This window comes from Paraburkholderia sp. J76 (genome assembly GCF_905220295.1).
GTDB lineage: Bacteria > Pseudomonadota > Gammaproteobacteria > Burkholderiales > Burkholderiaceae > Paraburkholderia.
On sequence record NZ_CAJMZJ010000002.1, the window covers coordinates 1 to 12,307 of the forward strand.

Annotated in this window: 13 protein-coding genes; 10 read left to right on the forward strand and 3 right to left on the reverse strand. The window is 62.1% G+C overall.

From position 1 onward, the window contains the following. The 3 genes from hpnI to U5768_RS03500 form a co-directional block, all read left to right on the forward strand. Nucleotides 1–1,258: bacteriohopanetetrol glucosamine biosynthesis glycosyltransferase HpnI (gene hpnI / locus U5768_RS03490; RefSeq protein WP_415913844.1), on the forward strand; the 1,258-nt coding region annotated here is incomplete at its 5' end. 59 nt (nt 1,259–1,317) lie between these two features. Then, a complete protein-coding gene (locus U5768_RS03495; RefSeq protein WP_322029005.1) occupies nt 1,318–2,328 on the forward strand; it encodes a lysylphosphatidylglycerol synthase domain-containing protein in 1,011 nt (336 codons plus the stop codon). Nucleotides 2,329–2,421: 93 nt separating this feature from the next. Then, the gene (locus U5768_RS03500; RefSeq protein ID WP_322029006.1) at nt 2,422–3,321 is read left to right on the forward strand and encodes a YopT-type cysteine protease domain-containing protein; all 900 of its coding nucleotides are present in this window, start codon (nt 2,422–2,424) and stop codon (nt 3,319–3,321) included. Nucleotides 3,322–3,372: 51 nt separating this feature from the next. Here U5768_RS03500 and U5768_RS03505 read toward each other — a convergent pair whose 3' ends face one another. From U5768_RS03505 to U5768_RS03515, 3 genes are all read right to left on the reverse strand, one after another. Then, nucleotides 3,373–3,732: a BON domain-containing protein gene (locus U5768_RS03505; RefSeq protein ID WP_322029007.1), complete on the reverse strand. Its 360-nt coding sequence runs from the start codon at nt 3,730–3,732 to the stop codon at nt 3,373–3,375. Nucleotides 3,733–3,772: 40 nt separating this feature from the next. Continuing rightward, nucleotides 3,773–4,189, reverse strand: coding sequence for an organic hydroperoxide resistance protein (locus U5768_RS03510; RefSeq protein WP_322029008.1), 417 nt, complete (start codon nt 4,187–4,189; stop codon nt 3,773–3,775). A 194-nt stretch (nt 4,190–4,383) separates the two neighbouring features. After that, nucleotides 4,384–5,220 (reverse strand): hypothetical protein, encoded by an 837-nt coding sequence (locus tag U5768_RS03515; protein WP_322029009.1) that lies wholly within the window; start codon nt 5,218–5,220, stop codon nt 4,384–4,386. Nucleotides 5,221–5,262: 42 nt separating this feature from the next. Between U5768_RS03515 and tssA the strand changes: the two genes are divergently transcribed. The 7 genes from tssA to tssG are packed head-to-tail and all read left to right on the forward strand — an operon-like array spanning nt 5,263 to nt 12,306. Beyond that, entirely contained in the window at nt 5,263–6,327 is a 1,065-nt protein-coding gene (tssA, locus tag U5768_RS03520) for a type VI secretion system protein TssA (RefSeq protein ID WP_322029010.1), read from the forward strand. A gap of 43 nt (nt 6,328–6,370) precedes the next feature. Then, nucleotides 6,371–6,886 (forward strand): type VI secretion system contractile sheath small subunit, encoded by a 516-nt coding sequence (gene tssB, locus U5768_RS03525; RefSeq protein ID WP_322029011.1) that lies wholly within the window; start codon nt 6,371–6,373, stop codon nt 6,884–6,886. 10 nt (nt 6,887–6,896) lie between these two features. Next, on the forward strand, nt 6,897–8,411 hold the full coding sequence (tssC, locus tag U5768_RS03530) for a type VI secretion system contractile sheath large subunit (RefSeq protein WP_322029012.1): 1,515 nt from the start codon (nt 6,897–6,899) through the stop codon (nt 8,409–8,411). Nucleotides 8,412–8,461: 50 nt separating this feature from the next. Further along, entirely contained in the window at nt 8,462–8,953 is a 492-nt protein-coding gene (locus U5768_RS03535; RefSeq protein ID WP_322029013.1) for a type VI secretion system tube protein Hcp, read from the forward strand. 7 nt (nt 8,954–8,960) lie between these two features. Continuing rightward, nucleotides 8,961–9,470 (forward strand): type VI secretion system baseplate subunit TssE, encoded by a 510-nt coding sequence (tssE, locus tag U5768_RS03540; RefSeq protein ID WP_322029014.1) that lies wholly within the window; start codon nt 8,961–8,963, stop codon nt 9,468–9,470. Then, nucleotides 9,467–11,305 carry a type VI secretion system baseplate subunit TssF gene (tssF, locus tag U5768_RS03545; protein WP_322029015.1) on the forward strand — a complete coding sequence of 613 codons (1,839 nt, stop codon included), beginning with the start codon at nt 9,467–9,469 and terminating at the stop codon, nt 11,303–11,305. The genes tssE and tssF overlap by 4 nt, the downstream gene beginning before the upstream one ends. Further along, nucleotides 11,290–12,306, forward strand: coding sequence for a type VI secretion system baseplate subunit TssG (gene tssG, locus U5768_RS03550; RefSeq protein WP_322029016.1), 1,017 nt, complete (start codon nt 11,290–11,292; stop codon nt 12,304–12,306). Before tssF ends, tssG begins: the two co-directional genes overlap by 16 nt. The last annotated feature ends 1 nt before the right edge of the window (nt 12,307 follow it).

Below are 12,307 nucleotides of genomic sequence, written 5' to 3' on the forward strand. Positions count from 1 at the left end.
CGGCCACGCGACGGGGCGAACGGGCGCCATCGTTGCGATGGCCGTGACGGCACTTGCCGTCGCTTCGGCGGCAATCGAAGTCATGCGCGCCGAATGGCCTGGATTCTTGCCCCTGCTTTTCGATTCGCTAGCAGTGCTAACCGGTCTTTGCGCCGTGATCGGCATTATCTATACCTGTGCAGCCAGCGCGTTGGTTGGCCGTTTCTTCGCGCGTGAGGTGGCAACGCCATTGCACTTTCCGGCAATTACGCTAATCAAGCCGTTGCACGGCGACGAATGGCATCTGGAAGAACACCTCGCCAGCTTTTTCGAGCAGGACTATCCCGCACAAGTCCAGTATCTCTTCGGTGTTCACGATGCGCGCGATGAAGCCCTCCGCGCCATCGAGCGGCTACGCGTGCGTTATCCCGATGCACACATCACGGTGGTCGCCGATCTGCGTCTGTACGGTCCCAATCGCAAGGTCGCCAATCTCGTGAACATGCTCGAACAGGCCGAGCACGACGTGCTGTGCTTTGCCGATAGCGACGTGTTCGTCGACCCGAACTATTTGCGCCAGGTAGTCGGGGCGCTGCAGCAGCCGGGCGTCGGCCTCGTGACCGTGGTGTATCGCGGCCTGTGCGCGCCTGGTTTCTGGCCTCGCGTGGCGTCGGCATTGACCAACTACCATTTCCTGCCCGGTGTGATTACGGGGCTCGCAATCGGGCGCGCGAGGCCTTGCTTCGGACAGTCCATCGCGATGACGCGCGAAATGCTCGAACGCATTGGCGGTCTCGCGCAATTCGCCCATCACCTCGCCGAGGATCATGCGATTGGTGAAGCCGTGCGCCGCGCCGGGGCGCAAGTGTCCATTCCGCCCATTCTTGTGCGGCACGCATGCGTGGAGAACACGTTCGCTCAACTCTTTGTGCATGAATTGCGCTGGAGCCGCACCGTACGCGCCGCCGACCGCGCGGGGCATCTGGGCGCAATACTGATGCATCCGTTCGCGCTCGCCATGCTTACCGCGGCATTGTCCACGGGAGCCGCGCCCGCATGGGTTCTGGCCGCGGTGGCGCTGTGCACGCGCGCGTGGCTGATCTGCCGCATCGATCGTGCGACCGGCGAGCGGTCCAGCGGACTGTTATGCTTACCCCTTTGGGAAATGGTCCAGTTCACGATCTATATTGCGAGCTTTTGCTCGTCTGGCGTCGTTTGGCGCGGCACGCGCTTTCGCGTCGACAGGAACGGCATGCTTTCGCCAGTCCACGAGACCTGAGCGTCATAGTAGATGGGGGAGACAATGAGACGGGAGCATCCACAAGCGAGCACCCGCAGATGAAGCACATGGGACGTATCGCAGCCCTGATCGGTCTTGCGATTGCCGTATGGCTCGTATGGCGCGAGCATCCCGCGACGGTGCTGCAACTGTTGCGCGGCGCGGGCATGGGCCTCGTGCTGGCGGCCGCTGTGCATATCTTCCCGATGTGCGCGAACGCCTGGGACTGGCGCACGCTCATTCGAGCGGCGCAGCGTCCGTCGTTTGCGGTAATGCTCAAAATCGTATGGATTCGCGAGTCGATCAACGGCTTGCTGCCCGTTGCGCGCGTGGGCGGGGAACTCGTTTCGTTCCGCCTGCTGGGCCGTGCGGGCGTGCGGCCGCCCGTGGCGGTCGCGAGCCTCGTCGCCGATATGCAACTTACGCTGATCAGCCAGGTTCTCTTTGCGCTGGTCGCCGCGGGCTACCTGCTCGAACATTCGTCTTCCGATACCGCGCGATTCGTTGGCCGCCTCGCATGGGGCCTTGCAGGCTTCATACCGCTGCTCGTGCTGTTCGCGCTCGTGCAGCACGCGCGGCCGTTCGAACGGGCGGCGCGCACGCTCAACCGCGTCACGAGCGGCAAGGTCGTGGATCTCGTGGGCAAGTCCGCGCGCGTCGACCTATCCCTCAAACTGATCTGGCGGCAGACCGGTGTGGTCGTGCGCTATGTGCTCATCTGGCAGACGCTTCAATGCCTCGGCTACGCGCTTGAAATCTGGATCGCGCTGCGCGTGCTGGGCACGGATGCGACCTTCATGCAGGCGTTCGTGATCGAAGCGCTGATCCAGATGTTGAGCAGCATCGCGTTTCTCGTCCCGGCCGGCCTCGGCGTGCAAGAGGGCGGTTTCGTCGTGATAGGCGGCGTGCTCGGGTTCGACGCCCCCACATGCCTGGCGCTCGCGGGCGCAAGGCGCGTACGCGATCTGTTGTTCTATTTGCCCGGGCTGCTCGCCTGGCAGGCAGCCGAATACGGCTGGCCGTTAAAGCGTCGCCCGGAACGCACCGCCGCGCGTGCCCGCACGGAATAATTCCCGGTAGTGACCTGTTATCGAATACAGGTCGCTTCACATTGCCTCGTTTTATACTGCCTTACTGTCGGCAAACTCCCGAAAGGACTCGACATGACAAGGGATTTCCGTGCGCTGAACAAGTATGCCCACCGGGAATATAAATTCGTTCAGCGCGAATCTTATAGCCAAGTCGAGGCGAATTACGGGAAAACGATGTCGAACGGGGTATGCATGGGCGTCGTATTGAATTGGGTGAAGGAAAAGTTGACCACGTCAAACGGGCTGCGTCGTTCGGACGGCCCCTTGTTAAATCCGGCCACCAGGCGGTTTTCGAATTCCCTGAATCCGCTTTCCCGCATCCGTAACGGAATCTCTCCGCCTACGCATTCTGTGCTGGGTAAATTAATGGGAAAGCAGCCGGACGAACCGCGCGGCAGGAAGAGCGGTCCGCGCAATGAAACGGCCATGCTGGAGGGCGCGCATACACAAAAGGATTACCGGCACAAAGCCTTTGATCAACTGGTGAGCGATCTCAAGCTCGTGCGGGGCGCCTATAAGCCGGACGAAAAAACGCGCCAGGTAGTGTACTCAGGAAAAAATGAACATACAGGCCGCCCCAACCGGCTATACCTCTCTGAGCGCGCGCACGACGAGATGATCGCAATGGCCGGGCATGATTTACCCAAGGGCAATGCGATTGTGCTCGACTTGAAGCAACAGGCGGAAGGACCGGGGCACGCGGTCGCGTTTTACAAAAGCCGGGGAGGGACGCTGTACTTTTTCGATCCCAATGCCGGCGTGTACGAGATATCTCGTCCGCACGGGAAGAACCTTTCAGGATTCGTGCAAGCGTGGCTGGAAGTGTATACGAACGATAGAGATGCGAACGGAAACGCAACCCCCAGACACTGGATGACAAGAGAGGGGGAACGCTGGTATTCCGTTTATATCCGTACCGGAGACAAACGTTCAGAAAATCAGGCCGAAGCCGACGCACGCGCCGGGAAATGAAAATTCGACAGATGCCGGCGCGTGCGCAAACACACAAGTCAGTACGCAATATCAGTGGGCTTCGTACACGGTCAGCTTGCTGGTGACCGACTGAACGCCCGGCACCTTCGCCGCGGCGTCCTGCGCGATCTGCTCCTGCGAGGCGTCCATGATCATTCCCGCGAGAATGACCTTGCCCGTACGCGCTTCGGAAAACACGGCGATATCCGTGTCTTCGAGACCCTTCGTCTTGTAGACGGCCTGCCAAACGGTTTTGGAGAAAGCCTTGTTCGCGGCCTTGTCAGCCTTCATTTGCGCGCGGACTTGGTCCTTGGTTGAAGCCGCCGGGGCGGACGCCGCGGTTTGCGCGAGAGCGGAGGAAGAAAGCAGCACGGCGAATACGCCCGTGAGCGCCTTGTTGCGAAGGGTCATGATGCACCTCTTGACATAGGGATTGGATAAAGCTGTTTCGTCAAACGACCGTGACGACGACGTCGATGTTGCCGCGCGTGGCCTTCGAGTAGGGGCAGGTCTGATGCGCCGCGTCCACAAGCGCCTGTGCGAGTTCGGCTTCGACGCCCGGCACGCTCACGTTCAGGCGCGCCTGCAGCGAATAGGCGCTGTCGGCTACGGCCAGATCGATCTCTGCGTCCACCGCCGTGTCGGGCGGCAGCGCCACTTTCATCTTCTGCGCGGCGAGACCCATTGCGCCAATGAAGCACGCCGACCAGCCGGCGGCCAGCATCTGCTCGGGATTGGTGCCGGGCGCGGCCGAGCCGGGCGCTGAGAGTTTCACGTCCAGACGGCCGTCGGCGCTACGTGCGGCGCCGTCGCGGCCGCCGGTGGTGTGAGTTTTGCCGGTGTACAGCACTTTTTTTTCCTGGCTCATGAGCGGTATCCGTTTGAACACGTTGAAGAATTGGCGTGGAATGCATTAGAACCGCGTGACGTATCGCGCATGTGTCCAGAGAAGCGGCCTGTGCAATCTTGCGTATCAAAAGCGGCCCCGTACACATTGGGATACAAATCAGCGATGGCTCGTACGTAGCTGAAAACGCCAACGTTCGAGATTCGAGTGTTCATTCATGGTCTCTTTCTCGATGTCGCCGCGAATGAGGTGATGAATCGTGAGCCGCCCCTGCTGCGTTTCCAGGATCTGCACGAGCCGCGCTCGCTCGCGTTGGCCTTCGAAGCCAAGATCGAAATAGACGACACGGCGCGCGTATCTCCGGTGACGAGGCTCAGGCCGCCCCCGCCGCCAGTTCCGGCAAGAATGCCCATTCGAGGCTTGTCCCGAATGTGGAGATTCCAGCTAAAGCCGTTACGCGCAATCCACTTCTTTGCGTCTTCCTCGCTCTTCATCGCCGCGAGTGCGGCGGGCGGACGGTTGGTCACGTCGGTCGCGATCATATAACGCGACCTTTGCCAGTTCCAGAAGGTTTGCGAGTCCCGATTGTGCGCGTACATGTTTCTCGCGATTTCGCCTGCGAACGCCCATTGCTGGTTCGAGGTGTCGAATCTGAACCATTCGATGCGTTCATTCCACTGGAGTTGAGGGCATTCGATGTCGTTGGCGACGAGGCGGCCGAGCACGGGCGCCTTCACCTCCACGCGAAACGTCAGGTCGAATTGATGACCTGCGGCGGTGGTGGAAAAGCGCCCGCCAACAGGTTTGATGCGCTCCAGTGGCACGGAAAGATTCGATATCGTCATGCGGGATTTCATGGCTGGCCTCAGTGCAATCGCGGATGCAGCCATAACAGCCTGGCGTTTCCCGCTATTCCACGCATCCAGGCGAAAAGCGGCCAGGCAAATGGAATAGTTCCTCGCGCCGGGCTGTTGTGGAAGGGCGGATCGAACTGGAGCGACGCGTTTGGCCAGGGAGAACCATTGAACGGCGGTTTCGCTGAAGCCATTCATTATCAATTGATATGGAATGCGAAATAAACTATCCGGCTTGCCATGACCATCGAATTCATCGCCTGTGAGGACTGGGCGGCGTGGCTCGAACCCCTCAGCCATGCGCAGCCTTGCGGGCCAGACCTTGAATATGACGCGCAATTCCGCGAACTCGAAGAGGCGGTACGCGGCCAGCCGGAAGCGGAGTACGGCGCTACGCTCGTGGCTGCGGTGCCGCCCGACTGGGAAGCTGCCGATGCGCTGGCCAGCGCGTTGATGACCCGCACGCGCGATCTTCGCGTGCTGATGCATCTGGCGCGAGCGCGCTGGGTTCGCGAGGGCGTCGCCGGTCTCGCGGACGGGCTCGTCCTGACCGCCGCGCTGCTGGAGCGCCATTGGGACTACGTGCATCCGCAACTCGACGCCAGCGAAGGCGACGACGAGATCGACGCCACGGCGCGCATCAACGCGCTTGCGGCGTGGACGGAGGCGGAGGGCGTGCTCGCAGCCCTCATGGACACCCCGCTACTGCAGGGCCTTTCCACGGTCACGCTGCGCGAGTGGTCGTACGCGAATGGCGAAGCCGTCGCACCGGCGGGACACGAGGTAATGAGCATCGCACAGATCGAAGCGTCGATCGCCATGTCGCCTGACGCGGCGCGGCGCGCGAAGAAAACATTCGATGCCGCGTATCACGGCGTGCGCGCAATCGAAGCGACGCTCGCCTCGCGTGTACGCGCAACGCAATCGCTCGATTTCGCCGCATTAAAGGCATTGCTGGCGCGCGCATCGTCGCTGCTCGAAACAGACGTGGGTGTGCATCGGGAGGAACCCGTGGGCGGGGCCGCTGCCGCAACACCTGCCGCTGCCGACGGCAATGTAACGCCCTACGCAACCAGCGCAACCAGCGCGATAGGCAGCCGCGCCGACGTAGCCGCGGCGCTCAACCGGATCTGTGCCTGGTACGCGAAACACGAGCCCGCGAGTCCGGTGCCGTTATTGCTCGAACGGGCGCGCGGTCTTGTCGACAAGTCCTTTGTCGATCTGTTGAAGGACCTTGCGCCAGAAGGGCTCGCGCAACTGACTCAGGTAGTCGGCGCGGCTGCCGTCGAAACGCCGGCGCAATGATCGAGCCGCACGGCAACGCAAACTCAACCAGGAGAACGGTCAAATGGCCAAGGAGAGCAGTCAGAAGTTCATTGCGCGCAACCGCGCGCCGCGTGTGCAGATCGAGTACGACGTCGAGGTGTACGGTTCTGAAAAGAAGGTCAGCCTGCCCTTCGTGATGGGCGTGCTGTCCGATCTCTCGGGGCAACCTCATGAAGCGCTGCCGCCTGTTGCGGAGCGCAAGTTTCTCGAGATCGACATCGACAACTTCGACGAACGGTTGCGCTCGATGAAGCCGCGTGTCGCGATGCAGGTAGACAACACACTGACCGGCGAAGGCAAGATCGGCGTTGACATAACCTTCGCGAGCATGGACGACTTCGAGCCGGCCGCGATTGCGCGCAACGTCGAACCGCTCGCGAGGCTGCTCGAAACACGCAGTCAGTTGCAGAACCTGTTGACCTATATGGACGGCAAGACCGACGCGGAAAAGCTCGTCGCCCGTCTGCTCGACGACCCCGCGCTGATGAACGCGCTTGCCGCCGCGCCGAAGCCCGTGGGCGCGGCCGCCTCCGAATAAAGGACTCCTGATGGCAGATACCCAACTCGACCCCGCCGCGCTCGCGCAACCGGCAACGCACGAAGCCGAAGCGGCGGATGCTTCCGGCGAGTTTCAGGCGCTCCTGCAGAAGGCATTCCGCCCGCGCACGGAGAAAGCGCGCGAAGCGGTGGAAGGTGCAGTACGCACGCTCGCCGAGCAAGCGCTGCTCGATACGCACCGTGTCTCCGACGACGCGCTCGCCACCATCGAAGCGTTGATCGCGCGCATCGACGAAAAGCTGAGCGCGCAGATCAACGTCATCCTGCACGCCGAGCCCTTTCAGCAGCTCGAAAGCGCGTGGCGCGGGCTCCATTACCTCGTCACCAACACCGAGAGCGACGAGAGTCTGAAACTGCGCGTGATGAATATTTCGAAGGTCGACCTGCACCGGTCGCTGCGCAAATACAAGGGCGTGGCATGGGATCAAAGCCCGCTTTTCAAGCGCCTTTACGAAGAAGAGTACGGTCAGTTCGGCGGCGAGCCCTACGGCGCACTGGTGGCCGATTACTACTTCGACAACAGCGGTCCCGACGTCGATTTCCTCACGCAGATGGCGAGGATTTCCGCGGCCGCGCACGCGCCGTTCATCGCGGGCGCGGACCCTGCCGTCATGCTGATGGACTCGTGGCAAGAACTTGCGAATCCGCGCGATCTCACGAAGATTTTCCAGACGCCCGAGCACGCGGCATGGCGCTCGCTGCGCGAATCCGAAGACTCGCGCTATATCGGTCTTGCCATGCCGCGCTTTCTCGCGCGCACACCCTATGGCGCGAAAACGAGCCCCGTAGAAGAATTCGATTTCGAGGAAGACACGGCGGCTGCGGACGCATCGAAGTATGCATGGGCCAACGCGGCCTATGCGATGGCGGTGAATATCAACCGTTCGTTCAAGACGTGGGGATGGTGCTCGCGCATTCGCGGCATCGAGTCGGGCGGGGTGGTGGAGAATCTGCCGGTCCACGCGTTTCCCACCGACGACGGCGGCGTCGACATGAAGTGCCCGACGGAGATCGCTATTAGCGATCGCCGTGAAGCCGAACTGGCGAAGAACGGTTTCATGCCGCTCGTGCACAAAAAGAACTCGGATGTCGCGGCTTTTATCGGCGCGCAGTCGCTCAACAAGCCAATCGAGTACGAAGACGCGGACGCTACGGCGAACGCGAACCTGGCCGCGCGCCTGCCTTATCTGTTCGCCTGCAGCCGCTTTGCGCACTACCTCAAGTGCATCGCGCGCGACAAGCTGGGAAGTTTCAAGGAGAAGGACGACATGCAGCGCTGGCTGCAGGACTGGATTCTCCAGTACGTGGACGGCGATCCCGCCAATTCGTCGGAGGAGACCAAGTCGCGCCGGCCGCTCGCGGCGGCGGAAGTCGTGGTCGAGGAAGTGGCGGGCAATCCGGGCTATTACACGTCGAAGTTCTATCTGCGTCCGCACTATCAGCTCGAAGGCCTAACGGTTTCTTTGCGGCTCGTTTCGCGGCTGCCGTCTGCAAAAGCCGCCTGAATTCGACCCGCCAGTTAAATTTGCACCAATTCGATCAATAAGGAATCCAAATGGCAGTCGATATATTTCTGAAGCTGGGTACGGTCACGGGCGAGTCGCTGGATTCGACGCACAAGGACGAAATCGACGTGCTTTCGTGGAGCTGGAGCATGGAACAGTCGGGCACGATGCACCTCGGAACGGGCGGTGGCGGCGGCAAGGTCGACGTGCACGATCTTTCGGTCACCAAGTACACGGATCATGCAACGCCGGCCATCATGACCGCCTGCGTGACGGGCAAGCACTTTCCCACCGGCAAACTTACCGTGCGCAAGGCGGGGGGCACCAAACCATTGGAGTACTACACGATCGATCTGGAAAAGGTGCTCGTCACGAACTATTCGACTGGCGGGTCGGACGGCGAAGACCGCTTCACCGAAACGGTCACGCTCAACTTCGAGAAGTTCCACGTGACCTATCAGCAGCAGGATCCGAATACCGGATCGGCGCTTGGCGGGGTGGTCGAGTGCAAGTGGAATATTCCGGCGGGCGCGCCGGCGTAAGCGGATCATGCGCACGAAAAACGCCGAACGCGTGCAGCCCTCGCTGCTGGAGCGGTTGACAGATCACGCGCCTGAAGCAACGAGCGAAGTCCGCGAGCAGCGCGCCAGTTCGACGCGCGCGCAACGCTTGAGCGTCATGCGCGATATCGGCTGGCTCCTCAATGCGCGAGGCATCGCTTCGGCGCAGGAGATCGCGCGCGATCCGTGGGTGGCGGCCTCGGTGCTGAACTTCGGCTTCGCGGACCTTGCGGGCAGGAGCGCGTCGGATGTGGAAGTCACGCGGATCGAACGGCTGATTGCCGAGGCCATCGGCGCGTTCGAACCGCGCATCGTGCGCGGCACCTTGCGCGTGCGCGCCATCCAGTCCGATGGCGCGGCTATCGCACACAACGCGCTGGCGTTTATCGTCGAGGGCGATTTGCATGCGCATCCGGTTCCCGAGCGGCTCTATTTGCGAACGGAACTCGATCTGGAAGCCGGCAAGGCAAACGTGTACGAGGAAAGTGCGCCAAGATGAACCCCGATTTTCTCCAGTATTACAGCCGCGAATTGCAGCACGTTCGCGAGATGGGCGACGAGTTCGCTAAAGCATTTCCGAAAATAGCGGGGCGCCTCGGGCTCGAAGGATTCGAATGCGCCGATCCCTATGTGGAACGCTTGCTTGAAGGTTTCGGCTTTCTCGCCGCGCGCGTGCAGATGAAAATCGAGGCGGAATTCCCGCGTTTTACGCAGCATCTCGCCGAACTGGTGTATCCGCACTATCTCGCGCCGACGCCTGCGATGACAGTCGTGCAACTTCAGCCCGATCCCGCTCACCCCGCGCTCGCCGATGGCGTGGCGGTGCCGCGCGGCACGGCGCTGCAGGGACGCTTCGACGGCGAGGGCGCCACACGCTGTGAATTTCGCACGGCGCACGCGCTCACGTTGTCGCCGCTTGAACTGGTGGAGGCGCGGCTCTTTACGCATACGGGCGCCGCCGCGACGCCGCGCGGCGTGAAAGCAGGGTTACGCCTCAAACTGCGCGCGCTCGGCGAGCGCACCATCGGCGATATCGCGATCGACCATCTGCCGATTTACGTGCGCGGCAGCGACGGCGTGGCGGCGAAGCTTCACGAGTTGCTGATCGGCTCGACGCTCGGCATTGCGACGCCCGGTGGCGTGCTGCCGCCTTCCTCGCTGCGCCCGCTCGGCTTTTCCGACGAAGAAGCGCTGCTGCCCGTAAGCGGGCAATCGTTTCCCGGCTATCGGCTGCTTCAGGAGTACTTCGCGTTTTCTCAGCGATTCATGTTCTTTGGAATCGATGGGTTGCGCCCGCATTTCGCTCGTTGTAACAGCAACGAAATCGAGCTTGTCATACTGCTTTCGAAGGGCGACACCGCACTCGAACAACGCATCGACCATGAGAATTTCGCGCTGCATTGCACCCCGGCGATCAATCTCTTTGCGCGCCGCGCCGATCGTATCGCCGTGACGGGCGAGCAGTTCGAGCATCACGTCGTGGTGGATCGCACACGTCCGCGCGACTTCGAAGTGTATCGGGTGCAGAGCGTGACGGGCTATCGTTCGGGCGGCAGCGCGCCAATCGAGTTTCAGCCCTTCTACCGGATGAACGATATTGGCGCAGGCGACGCCGATGCCGCGTTTTATCAGGTGCGGCGCGAAAAAAGGCTGCCGTCCGCCCGCGAGCCGGAGCGCGGCGCACGGTCGTCGTATGCGGGCAGCGAAACCTGGATCGCACTGGTGGACACGCGCGAAGCGCCATATCCCGGCGATCTGCATCAACTGGGCGTGAGCGTGCTGTGCTCCAACCGCGATCTTGCGCTGACGCTGCCGCTCGGCCGCGGCGAGACCGACTTTACGCTGGAACTGGAGGCACCGCTTTCGGGCGTGCGCTGTGTCGCCGGGCCGAGCCGTCCGTTGCCTTCCTATGCGCAAGGGGAAACCGCGTGGCGGCTTTTGAGCCACCTGTCGCTCAACTATGCGTCGCTCGTAGACGATGCAAATGGGGCAGGTGCGTGCGCCATGCGCGACCTGCTCACGCTCTACGCGCCCGAAGGCGACGGCGCGGCCATGCGGCAGATCGAAGGCTTGCGCTCCATTCGTTCGCGCGCGGTCACGCGACGCCTGCCTTCGCGTGGGCCAATCGTGTTCGGGCGTGGTCTGGCGCTCGATCTCCTGATCGACGAGACGGGCTTCGAAGGGGCGAGCGCATTTCTGTTTGGCGCGGTGCTCGCGCGTTTTTTTGAGCAATACGTGTCGATGAATTCGTTTACCGAAACCTGTGTGTCTTCCACCACACGCGGCGAAATCATGCGCTGGGCGCCGGCGAGCGGGCAATGCGGGACGCTGTGATGCTATTCGAGCGTTTCTCTGCCAATGCGAACCGCTTCGACTTCTTTCAGGCCGTGCGGCTGGTGGAATGCGCGCATCGCGGATTGCCGCGCGTGGGGGCGTCGCTGCGTCCGCGCGACGACGCGTTGCGATTCGGTCAGGAACCCGAATTAGTCTTTTTTCCAACCACGCTACGCCATTTTGCCGTCAAGCAGGATGCCCCGCCGAAGCTCGCCGTGAACTTCTTCGGATTGCTCGGCCCGAATGGTCCGATGCCAACCCATCTGACCGAATACGTGCGTCACCGCGCGCGTAACGCGGGCGACCCCACGTTCGCGCGTTTTCTCGACGTATTTCATCACCGCATGGTTTCGCTGTTCTATCGTGCGTGGGCCACGGCGCAACCGGTGGTGAGCCTCGATCGCGGCGACGACGACCGGTTTTCCGCTTATGTGGGCACCGTGTTCGGGCTCAACGAAGGCGCATTGCGAAACCGGGACACCGTGCCCGATTTCGCCAAGCTGCATTTCGCGGGACTGCTCGCGGGACCCACGCGCCATGCAGCGGGCCTGCGCATCGTGCTGTCGCGCTTTTTCGGCTTGCCCGTGGAAGTCCTGCAAAACGTCGGGCACTGGATGAAGCTGCCTGAATCTTCGCTCACGCGGCTCGGCTCGCGCGATGAAGACGCCCGCTTGGGTATCGGCACGATGCTCGGCGCCCGGGTGTTCGATCGGCAGCATAAATTCCGCGTCGTTCTTGGGCCGCTTTCACTGCGCGATTACGAGCGTTTCCTGCCGGGCGGCGCAAGCCTCGCGCGGCTCGCGGACTGGATTCGTCTGTACGTTCGCGATCCGCTCGAATGGGACGTGAACCTGCAATTGCAGCGCGCGCAGGTGCCGTTTCTTGCACTGGGCCGTAGGCAGCGCCTCGGCTATACGACCTGGCTGCACGCGCGCCCGGCGACGGCCGACGGGGCGCAACTCAGGCTTCGTCCGTTGGCCCCCTCTCACGCAAAGGACTAGT

Excerpts from the sequence above, each read along its gene's own strand:
- tssG (WP_322029016.1), top strand. The coding sequence starts at position 11,290 with ATGCGGGACGCTGTGATGCTATTCGAGCGTTTCTCTGCCAATGCGAAC.
- U5768_RS03505 (WP_322029007.1), bottom strand. The coding sequence starts at position 3,732 with ATGACCCTTCGCAACAAGGCGCTCACGGGCGTATTCGCCGTGCTGCTT.
- tssB (WP_322029011.1), top strand. The coding sequence starts at position 6,371 with ATGGCCAAGGAGAGCAGTCAGAAGTTCATTGCGCGCAACCGCGCGCCG.
- tssF (WP_322029015.1), top strand. The coding sequence starts at position 9,467 with ATGAACCCCGATTTTCTCCAGTATTACAGCCGCGAATTGCAGCACGTT.
- U5768_RS03515 (WP_322029009.1), bottom strand. The coding sequence starts at position 5,220 with ATGAATGGCTTCAGCGAAACCGCCGTTCAATGGTTCTCCCTGGCCAAA.
- U5768_RS03500 (WP_322029006.1), top strand. The coding sequence starts at position 2,422 with ATGACAAGGGATTTCCGTGCGCTGAACAAGTATGCCCACCGGGAATAT.
- tssA (WP_322029010.1), top strand. The coding sequence starts at position 5,263 with ATGACCATCGAATTCATCGCCTGTGAGGACTGGGCGGCGTGGCTCGAA.
- tssC (WP_322029012.1), top strand. The coding sequence starts at position 6,897 with ATGGCAGATACCCAACTCGACCCCGCCGCGCTCGCGCAACCGGCAACG.
- tssE (WP_322029014.1), top strand. The coding sequence starts at position 8,961 with ATGCGCACGAAAAACGCCGAACGCGTGCAGCCCTCGCTGCTGGAGCGG.
- U5768_RS03535 (WP_322029013.1), top strand. The coding sequence starts at position 8,462 with ATGGCAGTCGATATATTTCTGAAGCTGGGTACGGTCACGGGCGAGTCG.
- U5768_RS03510 (WP_322029008.1), bottom strand. The coding sequence starts at position 4,189 with ATGAGCCAGGAAAAAAAAGTGCTGTACACCGGCAAAACTCACACCACC.
- U5768_RS03495 (WP_322029005.1), top strand. The coding sequence starts at position 1,318 with ATGAAGCACATGGGACGTATCGCAGCCCTGATCGGTCTTGCGATTGCC.